This window comes from Martelella endophytica (genome assembly GCF_000960975.1).
In the GTDB taxonomy this organism is placed as follows: domain Bacteria; phylum Pseudomonadota; class Alphaproteobacteria; order Rhizobiales; family Rhizobiaceae; genus Martelella; species Martelella endophytica.
Map to the genome: position 1 here is coordinate 1,933,230 of NZ_CP010803.1, position 16,382 is coordinate 1,949,611.

The following is a 16,382-nucleotide window of genomic DNA, read 5'->3' on the forward strand; positions in this document are numbered from 1 at the left end:
TGAGGGTCGGTCAGCCCCGGTAGAGCAGCATCAGGAATGCCACGAAGATCAGGAAATGGACGGCACCCTGCAGAACATGGGTGCGCCCGCTCGAAAACGTCACGATCGAAACTGTGAAGATCAGGATCAGCATCATGACGTCGATGCCGGCGAGCCCGAGCACCAGATCGAGGCCGAGTGCGCTCGACAAGGCAAGCATGATCGGTACGGTCAGGCCGATCGTCGCCAGCACCGAGCCGAGGAAGATGTTGACCGATTGCTGCAGCCGGTTGGCGAGCGCCGCCTTGACGCCGCCAATCCCCTCCGGTGTCGTCACCAGAATGGCCATCATGACACCACCGATCGCGACCGGCATATGCAATGTCTCGATGATGTAGTCGACCGGCTTGGCGAGCGTCTCGACCAGGAAGACGATCGGCGCAATGTAGCAGACGAGGAGCAGAAGGCTGATGCCGACTGGATAGGGCGAAGCCTCCGTCTCCTCGTGAAGTTCCTCGGCATCGCCTTCAACCTGGGGAAGCGAGAAGAAGGTGCGGTGACGGCCAGTCTGGATCAGCAGGAAGATGATGTAGAGGCCGGCGGCCATCAGCCCGACCATGGCCTTCTGAAGCGCGCTCAGCGTCGGGCCTTCGGATGAGCGGCTAAAGTCCGGCAGCACGAGACTGAAGACGGCGAGCGGTATGATGACGCCGAGATAGGCGTTCGCGCCCTGCAGATTGAAGCTCAGCTCCTTGTGGCGGAAGGCACCCAGCAGCAGCGAAATCCCCACCATGCCGCCCATGATGATCATCACCACCGAAAACAGCGTGTCGCGTACCAGCGCCGGATTGTTCTCGCCGTGCAGCATCACCGCTGTGATGCTCAGGACCTCGATGCCGGTGATGGAGAGCGTCAGCACCAGCGTGCCGAAGGGTTCCCCAAGCCGGCTCGACAGCGCCTCCGCGTGCCGCACCACGCCTATGGCAGTGGCGAGGATGATGATGAAGAGCCAGGAAAGAACGGCGACAAGCTTGAACGGATTGGCGAAGCCGGTGGTGAGCGGGTGTTCGAACAGGAGGACGAGAAGACAACTCAGGAGAGCCGCACCCAGAACCTTTTCGCGCCTGAGAAAGGCGACGAGCGGAGACTGCGGTTTCGCTGTCGTCGCGGTGCTGCCGGTATTCACGCTGTCACTCCTGCCATGCCGAGGGGGCACTTATCGATTGCCACTTTCTCGCCATGTTTTCAACCCGGCGGTGCAGCGCTTGCGATCGGCAGTGTGAGAGAGCGAACTACTCTAGTATTCCCGTTCGTAGAAGATGCCGCCCGAGGTTTCACCGCGGGAACCGGCCGATCCCTTGAGGATGAAGTTTCGGCCGATGTCGATGTTGATATTGGCCTGCGTGCCGGTGTCGCGGCTCTGTTCGACCTCGACATAGGTGTTGTTGTTCAGATACTTGCCGACGCTGACCGAGGTATTGCCGGCATCGTCGGTGCTGAGGTCGAGGTTGTCGATGCCGAGCGCATTGCGCACCGCTGAGAACAGCGACTGGTCGGTGCCGCCGGTCAGCTGCAGCACGGCGTCTGCAAGCTGGGCAATCTGCAGCGCAGACAGTCTTGAGGACGACTGGTTGAACAGGAGCTGGGCGAGGATCTCGTCCTGCGGCAGCGGCGGTGTCGAGCTCAGTTGAACCTGCGGATCGCTGGCAACACCCTCAAGCGTTATCGAAATCGCGGTGGAGCCCGCCGAGGTCTGGGCCTGCAGGTCGATGATCGGCACGAGGGCACCACCGAAGGTGATGCGGCCGCGCGAGAAATCGAGACGGCGGTTGAGCAGGGAAAGTCGGCCGCGGATCAGGTCGAAGCCGCCGGAGACAACCGGATTCTGAGTGGTTCCGGCGACGCGGATCGAGCCGCCGAGTTCGGCATCAACGCCGCGTCCACGCACGAAGATGGCATTCGGCGCGTCGATGGTGATGTCGAGCGCGATCGATGAGCGTGCCCCTGTCGTCTCCTGCGGCGCAAGGGCCTTGGCCTGTGCGAGGACGGCCGCCGAGGCGTTCTCATGAACGATGTTGATGTCCGAAATCGAGGCCGGAAGCCGTTCGGGAATGGTGATCGCCGTCCTGCCGAGCGCCAGCCGGCCGGAAAGCCGTGGCGAGCCGAGGACGGGACCGTCCAGCGATAGCGTGCCGTTGACGGTTGTCGACAGCAGCGTACCGTCATTGATCACGGCATTGTCGGCGACGACCTGCAGCGCGGCGGGAAAATCGCCGGTGATGCCGACATTGCCCTTGATCGTTATCGTACCGCCACCGCTCAGACGGCCGGTGATACCGTCGATCGTCACCCGGTCGCCGGCAAGCGCGACCCGGCCCCTGATGTCATTCAACGTAATGCCGCGGCGGATATCGGTCAGAGAGGTGATGTTGACGTCGACGCCGCCGGAAAGTTGCGGGCTTTTCGCACTGCCGCCCACGGTGATGTCGCCGGTAGCGCTTCCGGAGAGCACGAAACCGGCGTTGGCGGCGGCGGCGGAGACCATGCTGAGCGGCAGCTGGCCTCTGACGGCGAGGTCAAGCGGCATGTTGCCGGTGAGGCCGACCGAGCCGTTGGCGGTAACGGTCATGCCGCTGCCGTTGTTCATCGTCGCGTCGGTGGTCACCTGGTTGCCGTCATAGCGGCCACTGGCCGAAAGCGTGAAAGAAGGGCCGCCGAGTTGACGGTTCTGGGCAAGGTTGCCGTTGTTCCAGGTCAGGTCGTAGTCGGCCGCGGGATTTGCGAGCGAGCCACTGGTCCTGACCGTGCCGGAGACCGTGCCTTCCGCGCCGAGCGACGGCACGAACAGGTTGGCCACCGCGGCGGAGACGCCGTTGATGTCGATCGCAAGGTTCAGCGTGTTGCCGACACTGCCGCTGGCGCTGACCGTGCCGCCACCGATGCCGAGCCGGATATTGCTGAGGTTTGCCGTGCCGTTGGCGATGGAAACGTGGCCGGGCTGGGCGAGCCTCAGGTCGACGGCCATCGGCGAGCCGGAGAGCCGCTGCAGGTCGATCTCGATCGTATCACCACGGGTCACCACCGCTTCGGCCTCGATGGGCTTGTCCTGGTAGCGGGCGGCGAGGTCGAAGGTCGTGGAATTGCCATCGTTGCGGGCGGTCAGCGCGATGTTGGAAACGCTCTGGCCGCTGGCATTCAGCGTGCCGACGGCGATCTTGCCGCTCGCCTTGAGTTCGGCGATATCGGCAACCGTGACGTCGGCATCGAGGTTCTCGGCACTCACCGTCGCAAAGCCGAGGCGATCGCTGCTGGCATCAAGCGAAAGTCCCAGCTTGCCGCCATCATTGTCGAGCTCGACCCGGCCCTTGAGGCTGCCGGAGGCCTGCTGTCCTGCAAGGCCGGCAAGAAGCTTCAGATCGGGAAAGTCAAAACTGATGCCGCCGGCGGGCAGGAACTCGCCGTTGAGCGTCAGGTCGCCGGAAAGCGTATTGGCACCGACCTTGCCGTCGATCCCGGAGATTGCGATTGCGCCATCGCTGGAAGCGACGTCGGCTGCGAGCGTCAGCGGCTGGCCCGCATAGTTGCCGCTTGCCGAAAGCGTGGCCTCGGGCGCTGCCATATCCGCCTTGCCGGACAGAGTCAGCACGAAATTCTCGAGCGTCTCGCCGGTGATCTGCAGGGCGTCTGCGGTCACCTTCGCATCGATATCGGGCTTGGTGACATCGCCTTTTGCGTCGAGCGAAAGCTCTGCCTTGCCGGAGACCTGGGGCGCAAGCCGCGCAAGATCGGCGACCACCGCCTTCAGGGAAGCGTCGAGGCTGCCATCGGAAAGCGCGACATCACCGGATGCGTTGACGAGGTCGTTTTCGACCTCAAGGCCGGAGAGCGAGATGGCACCGCCGGCGGCGAGCGCGAAATCGCTCTCGACCCGTGTCGTGCCGGAGATCATGTTGGCGGCGGCCGTCGGCAGGGCGTCTGGTGCCAGGAACAGTTTGGCATGCCCGTTCAGGCCGCCATCGGCGGTGTCGTAGGCAAGGTCGACGGTTCCGCCGATGGCGCCGCTTTCGAGCGTCGCCTTGTCCAGCGTGATCTGCGATCCCGCAAGCGTCACCGGTGCCTTGATCGTCACCGGAGCCCGGACGAAGGGGCTGATCGCCTCGTTGTCGAGGACGATGCCGCCGACCGAAAGCGTCGTGTCGAGCGTGCCGCTGCGCTCCGTGATGTTGAAGCCGGTTCCCTTGACGTCGAGCGCCACGTCGCTGACATCGGCCTGCGGCACGGTGAGGCGCGCGAGTTTGGCGGAGGCGGTGATGTCGGCATTTTGCGCATCGCCGGAAAGCGTCACCGCGGCGCTGGTCATCGCGAGCGAAAGCTGATCCTCGCCAAGCGGCCAGGCGAATGGCACCGGCTCATCGGTTGCGGCCAGCGTTGCCGTGAGGTCGTTGGTGCCCTTCGGGTCGTAGGCACCGGAGGCCTGAAGCGAGAAGCCGCCGGTCGTGACCGTACCGCGGTTGATGGCGACGCGACCCGAGGGGGCGAGCGTCGCCGAGACGTCGAGATTGGTCGTGCCTTCGACCAGCGAGCGGAAATCTTCGGGCGCAAGCGGCGCGAACTGCCCGCTGCCCGACAGCGCCACGGTGCGATTGCCATCGGCATCAAGCTGGTGGTCGATATCGATGGTCCCGAGCGTGTCGCCGGAAAGGGCCGCGGTCAGCGTTCCGGACCAGTCCGACAGGGGACCGTTGCCGTCGAGCTTGATGTTGAGCGCCGGTGCACCGGGAAGCTTGATGAGGGTGGCGACGATCCCGCCCTCCGGCTCGTTGACCTCGGCGGAAATGTCCATGCGGTTGTCGGCCGGTGCGTAGTCAACCGTTGCCTTCACATAGGTATTGGGCCGTGCGCGATGCGTGGCATCGAGCGCCACGGAGATCCTGTCCTTGACCGCATCGACATGTCCCTCGGCCGAAAGCGGATAGTCCTCGCCGAGGACCGGCGCGCCGATGTCGATCGCCGGGAAGCCGAAATGCGAGATCTCGATGCCGATCGGCAGTGAGAACGGGCCGCTCTCTTTCGTCGCCGTATCCGCCTTTTCGGGGCCCGGGGCAGGCAGACGCTTCATTTCGATCGATTGGGCCGTCAGGTTCTCTGCCGAGAACTTGCCGCTGAAAAGCGCCAGCGGCGACCAGTCGAGCACGATGTCCTGAACATCCACATAGGGGCCTTCGCTATCGGAGACCGTCACCGATTCGACGGTAAAATACCCTGTCAGCGGGGCGCTGACCCGGCCGACATGAACCGCGAAATCGGGCGATGCGATGCGCTTGGTGACCTGCTGAACCGCGAAATTGGCACCGAAGCCGGTATAGCCGACCAGCACGAACGCAACCACCGCAACAAGGACCAGCACGCCGAGAAGAACGGCGATCAGGCGAAGTGCAAAGAGCAGTGGTGCGGTGACGTATTTCATCTCGACTTAAATGTCCCTGTCAGTGTGCTGGTTCCGGCGCGGCCGCATCTTTTCATGAAAGGCATGAAAATGCCCTTAAATTCAAGGTCATTTGATGACGATGCTGTGAGTCGCGAGGATTGCTAGAGCCCTTCAGGCTTAAATGGAAGCGTCCTGCGGCAAGGAATTTGCGCCAGGACCAAGGGCTTTGGCGCAGGGCATAGCCGTAGCTATGTCCAAGCCGAAGACCGCCGGCAATGGCGCAAATTCATGCCGCCCATCGGGTTTGCCGAAACCGGCCCTCCACTTTGTCGAAACCCTTCGCCATAGCTATGGCTATGCCGCGCGGGCTTCTTCGCGTGGAATGACCGGTTTGGGCAAACAGGACGGATTCCATTTAAGCCTGAAGGGCTCTAGAACGCCTGGCCGATACCGGCGTAGATGCCGTAGCGCTCGCCGTTCGGGTAACGATCGAGGGGAACGGCGACATCGAGGCGGATCGGGCCGAAGCTCGTCAGGTAACGCACACCGATACCGGCGCTGGCGCGAATGTCACCGAAATCCGGGAATGCGTCGGAGGACACGTCGGCCGCATCGACGAAAGGTACAATCTGGACGTTCTTGGTGACGCCGATTCGCGCTTCCACCGAAGCCTCAACATAGGAGCGGCCGCCAGTCTCGTCGCCATTCGCGTTCAGCGGCGAGATCGTCTTGTAGCCATAGCCGCGCACGCTGCCGCCACCGCCCGAATAGAAGCGGTCCGTTGCCGGAATGTCCTTCAGGCTGTCGCCGCCGACGATCGTGCCGACGCCGAGCCTGCCGGCAAGCACGAAGCGGTCATCGGCACCCGCGGCGAAATAGGTCGAGGCGATCGCGTCGAACGAGGAGTAGAACGTGTCGCCGAGGAAGTCATAGGTGGGCTGGGCGGTGGTGATGAGGTAGAGCCCCTCGGTCGGGTTCAGCGCATCGTTGCGGCTGTCGCGATCAAAGGCGACCGGAACGGAGAAGGTGAGGTAGTCCTCGGTGCCGAAGGCGTCCTCGATGTTGGCGTAGCGGGTCTCAACGCCACCGGTGATCGTGTTGTAGTCACCCTGCTCATAGCTGTAGGTCACCGCGGCAGCGACGGACTTGGCATTGTAGGGATCGGGGTTTTCCGCCGCCGTCAGCAGGCTGGCTGTCAGTGTGCCCGAAGGCAGGAACAGGCCGGGCCGTGTGAAGGTAATGCCGCCGGCGAAATCGAGATCGTCAAAGCCCGATGCTTCGCCGATTCGGGCGACGCTTCCCTCGATCTTCAGCCCTTCGGCGTGGCCGAACAGGTTGCGATGGCCCCAATAGCCCTCGAGCCCGGCGCCGTCGATCGATGAGATTGTCGCGCCGACACCGAAATAGCGGAACTTGCCGTCCTTGACGTTGATCGTGGTTGGCAGCTGTCCGTTGTCGTCGAGCGCATCGCCGGTGTTGATGACGACGGAATCGAAGGTGTTCAGCTTGCGCAGCCGGTTTGCGGCCTCGTTCAGTTCTTCCGGGGAGTAGCGTTGCCCGGCCTTCAGCCGCGAGTAATGGCGGATGAAATCCGGATCGACGGCCTCCGAACCCTTGATCGCTACCGGGCCGAGATCGGCAATCGGCCCAGCCATCGCGCCGATGATGACGTCGATCGTGGCGTTGTCGTGGTTGGCGATCACCTCCCGCTGGGTGATTTCTGCGAAGGGATGGCCCTCGTTCTTGAGGTCGTTGACGATGGCGTTGGCCGCCGACAGGATGGTGGTCGAATAGGCCGGCGTGCCGGTGACGAGGTCATATTTCGCCGGGTCGAATTGCGCCGCATCGCCTTGAAGATCGATCCTGGCAAAGTTGAAGAGCGGGCCTGCCTTGACGTTGACGGTGACCGGAACCGGATTGACGCGGTCGAAATTCGGAAGGCCGACAATGTCGGTGATCGGTCTGCCTTCGATGTAGATATCGACGAGGCCGCCGTAATAGGCTCTTTCGTAGAGCGAGCCGACAAGGATCTGCAGGTCGTCGCGCGCCTTGACGAGAAGGCCGAGATCGCCATCGACCGGCTGGTCCTGGCCGGAGACGAGTTCGGAGCGTCTGCGCAGGAACCCTTCAAGGTCGCTGTCGCCGCCGGTCAGCGTGAAATTGACGGTGTAGCGGACGGGGTCCTGAACCGTGTCTACCTCTGCGTCTCGCTCGCCCCAGAGGTGGATGCCGAACAGGCTGAAGGCCGCGGCTTTCTCCGCGGAGAGGCCGACACAGGCAAAAAGGCTGACGGCAAGCAGCAGTCCCGGTTTGACCGGAACGGCTATGCCGGGGAACAGCCTCGTGAACGCATGTGCCATAGAAAACTCAGATAATACTGCTGGTTAGAGTCACTCTGGTATAAACTATCATAGAATGCCTTTCGGGCCCGCGCCAAAAAGCAAAACCCGCCAACAGCGTTAACCAAATCTTTCGGTCTCGCTGCTGGCGGGTTTTTCAATACGTGTTTCGGCGAGCCCGGTAAAGACCGCAGGGCGGCTCGGGCTGCCGACGCGCCGCCTCAGCGGCGCGCTTCAATCAACGGTAGCCGGGCGGGCAGGTGTCGGTGTATTCGCGGCCGTAGCGGTCACGATAATAGCACTTGTTGTTGCCCTCGGCGGCACGGCCGATCAGGGCGCCGGCGGCGGTGCCGACAGCTGCGCCGACGAGTGCGCCACCCAGGCCGCCACCATCAATGGCGGTGCCGACGAGCGCGCCGGTGCCGGCGCCGATCGCTGCACCTTCCTGTGTGGGTGTGCAGGCCGTGGCAGCGAGCGCCGAAACGCCAATCAGAAATCCAGCAAGAATCTTTTTCATAATATCCCTCACTCAGGTTGTCATAAGGTCTTGTTGTGGCTGGATGCTTCGTGTCTGCCGAAGGCTTTCCGGCCAAGGCCACCTCCACAACGTCATACAAGAATAGGGCGCAGGGAGGAAGAAAAAAGCGGCAACATGATATTTGCAAAAAAAACCTTAAAAACAGCCAAAGCGATGGCGGATTTGACACCGATCAAGTTTTAAGGCTTGCGGTTGCGTGTAAAAGCAGTTTGGAATAATTCAAACAAGGGCCAATTGACGCATGCGCGGGTTTTGGGGGCTCTGCGCCTTGACGTTGTTCAAACTTCGTCAAATTTTAAAGGAAACAAAAATGGCCTTGCGGTGGAGCATCTGAGTGATGGATTTCGAAGCATTTTTCAAAGGCGAACTCGAAGGACTGCATGAAGAAGGCCGGTATCGCGTCTTCGCCGAACTGAAGCGGCATCGTGGTGACTTTCCGCGCGCCTCCCGTTTCAAGGACGGCGTCGCGTCCGACGTTACCGTTTGGTGTTCCAACGATTACCTCGGCATGGGGCAGTGTCCCACCGTGATCGCCGCCATGCAGGAGGCGATCGAGGCTTGCGGAGCAGGGGCCGGCGGCACCCGCAATATTTCCGGCACCAACTACTATCATGTCCAGCTCGAAAACGAGCTTGCCGATCTTCACGGCAAGGAAGCGGCGCTGATCTTCACCTCCGGCTATGTGTCGAACTGGGCCTCGCTCGGGACGCTCGGCCAGAAGATCCCGAACCTGATCATCTTCTCCGACGCGCTGAACCATGCCTCGATGATCGAAGGTATCCGTCACGGCAAGAGCGCACGCGTCATCTTCCGCCACAACGACCTCAACGATCTCGAGGCCAAGTTGAAGGCCGCCGATCCGGCAGCGCCGAAGCTGATCGCCTTTGAATCGGTCTATTCGATGGATGGCGATATCGCCCCGATCAAGGAAATCTGCGATCTCGCCGACAAGTATGGCGCGATGACCTATCTCGATGAAGTGCATGCCGTCGGCATGTATGGTCCGCGCGGCGGCGGTGTTGCCGAGCGCGAAGGTCTGATGGACCGCATCACCATCATCGAAGGCACGCTCGGCAAGGCTTTCGGCGTCATGGGCGGCTATATCACAGGCTCCCAGGCGCTGGTCGATTTCATCCGCTCCTTCGCCTCCGGCTTCATCTTCACCACGGCCCTGCCGCCAGCGCTCGCTGCCGGGGCGGTTGCCTCGATCCGTCACCTCAAGGTCAGCCAGATCGAGCGCCAGCGCCACCGCGAGCGGGTCCAGGCGCTGCGCGTCAAGCTCGATGGTGCCGGCATTCCGCATATGCCCAATCCGAGCCATATCGTGCCGGTGATGGTCGGCCACGCCTCGAAGTGCAAGTGGATTTCCGATATCCTCCTCGACGATTTCGGCATCTATGTGCAGCCGATCAATTACCCGACCGTGCCGCGCAAGACCGAGCGCCTGCGCTTCACGCCGACGCCGCTTCACACCGACGCCGACATCGACCATCTGGTGAACGCCTTGCATTCGCTGTGGTCGCAATGCGCGCTGGCACGGGCTGTGGCCTGAGCGTTCCGGCTTGAGGGCTCCCCGCCGTCGCGGGGTGCCCCGTCACCCGAAATTCACTTGACACCGACCGCCTCCATTTGATCTCTCAAGGCAAATCCTGGGAGGTTCGATCATGGATATTGCGGCAAGAACCGATGCGGTCATCGACCGGTCGATCGACGAGGGACGCATTGTCGGCACGGTGGTGAAGGTGCTGCGCGGCGGCGAACCCGTTTATGTGCGCGCGGCAGGCTATGCGGATCGCGAGGCCGGAAAGCCGGTTCAGGAAGACACGATCTTCCGCTATGCCTCGGTGACCAAGCCATTTGTCGCGACTGCGGCGCTGGCGATGATCGATGCCGGCAAGTTCACGCTCGACAGCCATGTCAGCGAGCTTCTGCCGTGGTTTCATCCGCCGGGCCCGGACGGGCGGCAGGCGGTCATCACCGTTCGCCAGCTCCTGACCCATACCGCTGGCCTCACCTACAAGCCCGGCGCCGGCATCCTTTCGGTCCACGATTCGATTTCACTCGGCATCGAAAACACCAACCGGACGCTGGAGGAAAACTTCTCCCTGCACAACACCGTGCCGCTCGCCTACCAGCCCGGCACGGCCTGGGAATATTCGATCGCCATCGACATCCTCGGCGCGATCCTCGCCGAGGTCCATGGCGGCTCGGTCGAGGATGCGCTCCGCCACTATGTCTTCGCCCCACTCGGCATCGCCGATACCGGGTTTCGCGTTGCCGATCGCGAGCGGCTTGCGACGGCCTATTACAACGCCGAACCCGCGCCGCAGCCCATGGGCGAGCCGGAGCGCGTCAAGTTCTCCGAGGAGATGACCTACACCTTCTCGCCGGCGCGGATCTTAAACCGCGAAGCTTTCCAGGGTGGCGGCGGCGGCATGGCGGGTACCGCGGATGCCGTGGTGCGGCTTCTGGAGATGTATCGCCGTGATGGCACCGGTGTTCTGAACACCGAAACGGCACGCGCGGCCTGCCGCAACCAGATTGGCGATCTTCGTCTGCGCCCCGGCGTCAGGTTTTCGTTCATCGGTTCGGTGATGGAAAATCCGGCGCTCGACAATTCGCACCTGCCGGAGGGCACGGTCGCCTGGGGCGGCATCTACGGCAACAACTGGTGCTACCATCCGGCAAGCGGCACGGTCGTCGTGGCTTTGACCAATACGGCGCCGGAAGGCTGCGACGGGCCGTTCAAGTTTCAGCTGCAGGAAGCGGTCTTCGGCTGAGGCCGTTCAGCGGCGAAGGCGTTCGGCCGCAAGCCGGCGCGCCTCCGCATCTGCGGTGTAAACGTCTTCGATGCCGGCGGCCTCGGGGAGGCCGGAAAGCGCCTCCATCACGGCCTCCGCAACCTCGGCCATTTCAAGGAAGCCGCAGCGACCCTCGATGAAAGCCTCGAGCGCGATTTCTTTCGCGGCATTCAGCACCGCGCCCTGCAGCCCGCCGCGCTCCATCGCAAGCCGTGCCAGCCGCAGCGCCGGAAAGCGCGTCTCGTCCGGCGCCTCGAAATCGAGCCGCGCGAGCCTGGCGAAATCGAGCCGGTCGACGGCGAGCGGCTGGCGCTTCGGATAGGCGAGCGCATAGCCGATGGCGGTGCGCATGTCCGGCACGCCGAGCTGGGCCAGCACCGAACCATCGGCATAGCCGACCATGGAATGGATGATGGATTGCGGGTGGATGACGACTTCGACCTGCTCCGGCTTCAGGGCGAACAGGTGCATCGCCTCCAGCATTTCCAGCGCCTTGTTGAACATCGAGGCGCTGTCGATCGAGATTTTCAGACCCATCGACCAGTTCGGATGCGCCCGCGCCGTCGCCGCATCGACATGGCGCATCTCTTCCAGCGACTTGTTGCGGAAGGGACCGCCCGACGCGGTGATGATGACGCGCTCCAGCGCCTGGCGCTGATGCTCCTCGAAAACCTGGAAGACGGCCGAATGTTCGCTATCGACGGGGATCATCGTGCCGCCGCCGCGTTTGACCGCATCGAGAAACAGCGGTCCGGCGGAAACGAGGCATTCCTTGTTGGCAAGCGCAATGTCGGCGCCACGTGCGGCGGCCGCCAGCGCCGGCTTCAGGCCGGCCGTGCCGACGATGGCGGCCATCACCATGTCGTTTTCCCGCTCTGCCGCCTCCATCAGGCCGGAGGGGCCGGCGGCTGCATCGACGCCGGTGCCGGCAAGCGCTTCCTTCAGTGCGCCGTACCGGCTTTCGTCGGCCGTCACCGCGATCTCGGCGCCGCTGGCGACCGCCTGCCGTGCCAGGGCCTCGACATTGGCGTTGCCGGTGAGCGCGGTGACCTCGAACGCATCGCGACCGCCGAGCTGGCCGATGACGTCGAGTGTGCTGACCCCGATCGAGCCGGTGGCGCCGAAAATGGCGATGCGTCGCTTACTCATGATGCCGTCCATTCGTATTCCTGCCCTGAGGCCCTAGCCGAATTTTCGGCGGAAGGACAGGGGGATTTGCGGCTTTTCGGGTTGCGGCCGCCGGCGATCATTCGCCAGCCCCAAAAGGCTGGAAAAACCGGTCGCGAACGATTATCACCGGTAGCGGGAAGTTTCGGCTTTCCGGTTGAACGGACGAGAGGAAACGCATCATGGCCGAAAGCATCAGACGGATAGGCGTGGTCGGTGCGGGGCCGATGGGCTGCGGTGTCGCGCATGTCTGCGCGCTCGCCGGCTATGACGTTCACCTCATCGACCACGGCCAGGAGCAGATCGAGCGGGCGCTGGCGACGATCAACGGCAATCTCGCGCGCCAGGTTTCGAGCGGCAAGCTTTCCGATGACGACCGCAAGAAGGCGCTGAAGCTGATCTCCGCCTCCACCGATCTGCAGGATCTCGCCTCCGTCGATATGGCGATCGAGGCGATCAGCGAGGACGAGGATGCCAAGCGTGCGCTCTATGCCAAGATCTGCCCGATCCTGAAGCCAGAGGCGCTGCTTGCCACCAACACTTCGTCGCTGTCGATCACCCGCCTTGCCGCTTCCACCGACCGGCCGGAGCGCTTCATGGGCGTTCACTTCATGAACCCGGTGCCGGTGATGGAACTGGTGGAGCTGGTGCGCGGCATCGCCACCGAGGAAGTGACCTTCAACACCGCCAAGGAATTCGTCCGCTCGCTCGGCAAGACGCCGACGGTCTCGGAGGATTTTCCGGCCTTCATCGTCAACCGCGTGCTGCTGCCGATGATCAACGAGGCGATCTACGTTCTCTACGAGGGCGTTGGCACGGTCGATGCCATCGACACCGCCATGAAGCTCGGCGCCCGCCATCCGATGGGGCCGCTGGAGCTTGCCGATTTCATCGGCCTCGATACCTGCCTGTCTGTGATGCAGATGCTGCACGAGGGCCTCGCCGACAATAAATATCGCCCGTGTCCGCTGCTGGTCAAATATGTCGATGCCGGCTGGCTCGGCCGCAAATCCGGTCGCGGCTTTTACGACTATCGCGGCGACGAGCCCGTCCCAACACGCTGACGCCTCAGTGGCAGCAGCTTCCCGTATTGCCCGAAAGCTCCTCCAGGATCGGGCAATCCGGCCGGTGGTCGCCGTGGCAATGGTCGGCAAGGTGCTGGAGGGTGGCCTTCAGGCTTGCGAGGCGGGCGAGTTTTTCGTCGATCTCGGTGATCTTGGCAAGCGCCAGCGCCTTGACCTCTGCACTTTCGCGGGCGTCGTCGTCGTAAAGCGAGAGAAGCAGCCGGCATTCCTCGACCGAAAAGCCGAGGTCGCGGGAGCGGTGGATGAAGTTCAGCCGGTGGACGTGATTGTCCGAATAGTCGCGATAGCCGTTATCGGCCCGGTCGGCGATGACGAGGCCGATATCCTCATAATAGCGGATGGTCTTGGCCGGCAGGCCAGAGCGCTTCGCGGCTTCGCCGATGTTCATGGGGCAACTCCAAACATTCCTGTTTCTGGAATGTAGGATCTGCCGCCTTCTGTTTCAATCGACCGCGAGCGCCATCCGCAGCATCGCCGCCAGATCCTCGTCGCCATCGCCTTTTTCCAGGCAGGCCCTGTAGCTTGCAAGCGCGGCGTCGATGGCCGGCGTGTCGACATCGTAGCTGTCGGCGACGCCGGCAAAGAGGGTTGCATCCTTCACTGCGCCTCTGACTGGAAAGCCGACGCTTCTGTCATGGCCGAGAATGCGCGGTGCGCGAGCCTTCAGCGCCGGCGTGCCGCCGGGACTTGTCATCAGGATTTCGAGCATTTTTTCGAGCGTCAGGCCGGCGCGCTTGCCGGTCGTCAGCGCTTCGCGAAGCACTTCCCAGTAGCCGCAGAGCACCATGTTGTTGACGATCTTGGCTGCCGCGCCGGTGCCGAGCGAGCCGGCATGGTGGATGCGGTTGGAGAGTGTCTGCGCCACCGGCAGGAACCGTTCGAAATCTATATCGGCGCCGCCGATATAAAAGCCCGCCCTGCCATCGATCACCGTTTCCGGGCCACCGGAGATCGGCGCATCGATGGCGCTGCCGCCCTTGGCTTTGATGTGTCCGGAGAACTGGCTGAGAAGGCTCGGGCTCACGGTCGAGGTCTCGACCACCAGCTTGCCCGGCAGCGAGGTGGAGACCAGCGCCTCCAGCACCGCGCTCACCGCCTCGTCGTTGATCAGCGAGGTGATGATGATGTCGGCCTTGCGGGCAAGCGTCGCCGGGTTCAGCGCGACCTCGGCGTGGGTCTCGGAGGCAAGCTCCATCGAAACGCCGCTGCGCGACCAGACCACCAGCGGAAACCCGTAGGCGGAAAGCCGGCGCGCCATCGCCGTGCCCATGCGGCCCATGCCGCAGATGCCGATCGTCTCCTTCACGTCAGCCATATCAGGCCGCCTTTGCCTGATGGTATTCCTTGATGGCGATCATCCGGATCTCCGGCGCCCGCTCGCTCTCATAGTTCAGCGAGAAACCGTCCTGCGCGAGGAACACCGGGTCGCCATCGAGATCACGGGCGATATCGCCGCGATGGCCGGAGATGAACTTTTCGAGGTCGGCGTTCTTCTCGGCCGAAATCCAGCGGCAGACCGAAAACCGCGCCATTTCGAAGGAGACCGGCAGACCGTATTCCGCCTTCAGCCGCTCCTTCAGCACGTCGAGCTGCAGCGCGCCGACAACGCCGACGATTGCGGGCGAGCCGTCCTCGGGAGTGAAGAGCTGCACCACGCCTTCCTCGGCCATCTGCTGCAGCGCTTCCTTCAGCTTCTTCGCCTTCATCGCATCCTCAAGGCGGACACGGCGGAGGATTTCCGGCGCGAAGTTCGGCACGCCCTGGAACACCAGCGCCTCGCCGTCGGTCAGCGTGTCGCCGATCCTCAGCGCGCCGTGGTTCGGAATACCGACGACATCGCCGGCATAGGCCGTATCGGCCAGCTGGCGCTGCGAGGCGAAGAAGAACTGCGGTGCGGTGAGGCCCATCTGCTTGCCGGTCCGGGCAAGCCTCGCTTTCATGCCGCGCGTCAGCGTGCCGGAGCACACGCGCACGAAGGCGATGCGGTCGCGGTGGTTCGGGTCCATGTTGGCCTGGATCTTGAACACGAAGGCGCTCATCTTCGGGTCGGTCGCTTCCACGGTGCGGACATCGGCCACCTGCGCGCGCGGCGCAGGCGCGAAGTCGGAGAGCGCATGGATGAGATCGCGCACGCCGTTGTTCCTCAACGCCGAGCCGAAATAGACCGGCGTCATGTGGCCTTCCAGAAACGCCTGCCGGTCGAAGACCGGATAGCCATCGATGGCGAGTTCGGCCATCTCGGCCCATTCCTGGCGCTCGTGCTCGGGAAGCTTTTCCGACACGACTTCCGGTCCGTTTACCTTTGTCAGGCCCACCTCGCTGTCGCCATAGCGCACGGCGCTTTCCTTCAGGTGATAGGTGCCGGCAAAGCTCTTGCCCTGCCCGATCGGCCAGGTCATCGGCACGGTGTCGAGCGCCAGCTTTTCCTGCACTTCCTCGAGGATTTCGAACGTGTCGCGGGCCTCGCGGTCCATCTTGTTGACGAAGGTGATGATCGGGATGTCGCGCAGCCGGCAGACCTCGAACAGCTTCAGCGTCCGGGGCTCGATACCCTTGGCCGCGTCGATCACCATGATGGCGGCGTCGACGGCCGTCAGCGTGCGGTAGGTGTCGTCGGCAAAGTCTTCGTGGCCGGGGGTGTCGAGCAGGTTGAAGACGGTGTTGTCATATTCGAAGGTCATCACCGAGGTGACCACCGAAATGCCGCGTTCGCGCTCGATCTTCATCCAGTCCGACCGGGTCTGGATACGGTCCTTCTTCGCCTTCACCTCGCCGGCAAGCTGGATCGCGCCGCCGAACAGCAGCAGCTTTTCGGTGAGCGTGGTCTTCCCGGCGTCGGGATGCGAGATGATCGCGAAGGTTCGGCGGCGTGCGACCGCCTCGGCAAGCGTTTCGGGCATCAGCTGAATATCCTGTTGATGGCGGCCTATGTAGCGATTTGGGCCGCAAGATGCAATTGACCTGTCGCACGCCGATGGCAAAGGATGCGGGCGAGAGAAACGCCGCGCGCGAGAGGCAACATCACAACGGATTTGGAATGCGGCC

At 63.1% G+C, this 16,382-nt stretch carries 11 protein-coding genes; 3 read left to right on the forward strand and 8 right to left on the reverse strand.

Going from position 1 to position 16,382, the window contains the following annotated elements:
• Positions 1 to 10: 10 nt before the first annotated feature.
• From TM49_RS08740 to TM49_RS08755, 4 genes are all read right to left on the reverse strand, one after another.
• Positions 11 to 1,165, reverse strand: coding sequence for a calcium:cation antiporter (locus TM49_RS08740; RefSeq protein WP_045680608.1), 1,155 nt, complete (start codon positions 1,163 to 1,165; stop codon positions 11 to 13).
• Between the two features lie 111 nt (positions 1,166 to 1,276).
• The gene (locus tag TM49_RS08745) at positions 1,277 to 5,446 is read right to left on the reverse strand and encodes a translocation/assembly module TamB domain-containing protein (protein ID WP_045680609.1); all 4,170 of its coding nucleotides are present in this window, start codon (positions 5,444 to 5,446) and stop codon (positions 1,277 to 1,279) included.
• A 392-nt stretch (positions 5,447 to 5,838) separates the two neighbouring features.
• Positions 5,839 to 7,767 carry an autotransporter assembly complex protein TamA gene (locus TM49_RS08750; protein ID WP_052699773.1) on the reverse strand — a complete coding sequence of 643 codons (1,929 nt, stop codon included), beginning with the start codon at positions 7,765 to 7,767 and terminating at the stop codon, positions 5,839 to 5,841.
• A 217-nt stretch (positions 7,768 to 7,984) separates the two neighbouring features.
• Positions 7,985 to 8,263: a YMGG-like glycine zipper-containing protein gene (locus tag TM49_RS08755; protein ID WP_045680612.1), complete on the reverse strand. Its 279-nt coding sequence runs from the start codon at positions 8,261 to 8,263 to the stop codon at positions 7,985 to 7,987.
• Between the two features lie 358 nt (positions 8,264 to 8,621).
• On the opposite strand from TM49_RS08755, the gene hemA reads away from it, so the two are divergent.
• On the forward strand, positions 8,622 to 9,836 hold the full coding sequence (gene hemA, locus TM49_RS08760; RefSeq protein ID WP_045680613.1) for a 5-aminolevulinate synthase: 1,215 nt from the start codon (positions 8,622 to 8,624) through the stop codon (positions 9,834 to 9,836).
• A gap of 112 nt (positions 9,837 to 9,948) precedes the next feature.
• On the forward strand, positions 9,949 to 11,064 hold the full coding sequence (locus TM49_RS08765) for a serine hydrolase domain-containing protein (RefSeq protein ID WP_045680615.1): 1,116 nt from the start codon (positions 9,949 to 9,951) through the stop codon (positions 11,062 to 11,064).
• A 6-nt stretch (positions 11,065 to 11,070) separates the two neighbouring features.
• Here the strand turns inward: TM49_RS08765 and dxr are convergent, their stop codons facing one another.
• Positions 11,071 to 12,234, reverse strand: coding sequence for a 1-deoxy-D-xylulose-5-phosphate reductoisomerase (gene dxr, locus TM49_RS08770; protein WP_144409513.1), 1,164 nt, complete (start codon positions 12,232 to 12,234; stop codon positions 11,071 to 11,073).
• 200 nt (positions 12,235 to 12,434) lie between these two features.
• Here dxr and TM49_RS08775 point away from each other — a divergent pair, with 200 nt between their 5' ends.
• Positions 12,435 to 13,316 (forward strand): 3-hydroxybutyryl-CoA dehydrogenase, encoded by an 882-nt coding sequence (locus TM49_RS08775; RefSeq protein WP_045680617.1) that lies wholly within the window; start codon positions 12,435 to 12,437, stop codon positions 13,314 to 13,316.
• Positions 13,317 to 13,320: 4 nt separating this feature from the next.
• On the opposite strand, the gene cueR is transcribed toward TM49_RS08775, so the two are convergent.
• The 3 genes from cueR to TM49_RS08790 are packed head-to-tail and all read right to left on the reverse strand — an operon-like array spanning position 13,321 to position 16,237.
• A complete protein-coding gene (gene cueR, locus TM49_RS08780; protein ID WP_045680618.1) occupies positions 13,321 to 13,725 on the reverse strand; it encodes a Cu(I)-responsive transcriptional regulator in 405 nt (134 codons plus the stop codon).
• 54 nt (positions 13,726 to 13,779) lie between these two features.
• Positions 13,780 to 14,652: an NAD(P)-dependent oxidoreductase gene (locus tag TM49_RS08785; RefSeq protein ID WP_045680619.1), complete on the reverse strand. Its 873-nt coding sequence runs from the start codon at positions 14,650 to 14,652 to the stop codon at positions 13,780 to 13,782.
• Position 14,653: 1 nt separating this feature from the next.
• On the reverse strand, positions 14,654 to 16,237 hold the full coding sequence (locus TM49_RS08790) for a peptide chain release factor 3 (RefSeq protein ID WP_045680620.1): 1,584 nt from the start codon (positions 16,235 to 16,237) through the stop codon (positions 14,654 to 14,656).
• Between the last annotated feature and the right edge of the window lie 145 nt (positions 16,238 to 16,382).

Bases quoted from the DNA above. Each gene is read 5' to 3' on its own strand.
- TM49_RS08745 (WP_045680609.1), bottom strand. From the start codon at position 5,446: ATGAAATACGTCACCGCACCACTGCTCTTTGCACTTCGCCTGATCGCC.
- TM49_RS08750 (WP_052699773.1), bottom strand. From the start codon at position 7,767: ATGGCACATGCGTTCACGAGGCTGTTCCCCGGCATAGCCGTTCCGGTC.
- TM49_RS08755 (WP_045680612.1), bottom strand. From the start codon at position 8,263: ATGAAAAAGATTCTTGCTGGATTTCTGATTGGCGTTTCGGCGCTCGCT.
- hemA (WP_045680613.1), top strand. From the start codon at position 8,622: ATGGATTTCGAAGCATTTTTCAAAGGCGAACTCGAAGGACTGCATGAA.
- TM49_RS08765 (WP_045680615.1), top strand. From the start codon at position 9,949: ATGGATATTGCGGCAAGAACCGATGCGGTCATCGACCGGTCGATCGAC.
- dxr (WP_144409513.1), bottom strand. From the start codon at position 12,234: ATGAGTAAGCGACGCATCGCCATTTTCGGCGCCACCGGCTCGATCGGG.
- TM49_RS08775 (WP_045680617.1), top strand. From the start codon at position 12,435: ATGGCCGAAAGCATCAGACGGATAGGCGTGGTCGGTGCGGGGCCGATG.
- cueR (WP_045680618.1), bottom strand. From the start codon at position 13,725: ATGAACATCGGCGAAGCCGCGAAGCGCTCTGGCCTGCCGGCCAAGACC.
- TM49_RS08785 (WP_045680619.1), bottom strand. From the start codon at position 14,652: ATGGCTGACGTGAAGGAGACGATCGGCATCTGCGGCATGGGCCGCATG.
- TM49_RS08790 (WP_045680620.1), bottom strand. From the start codon at position 16,237: ATGCCCGAAACGCTTGCCGAGGCGGTCGCACGCCGCCGAACCTTCGCG.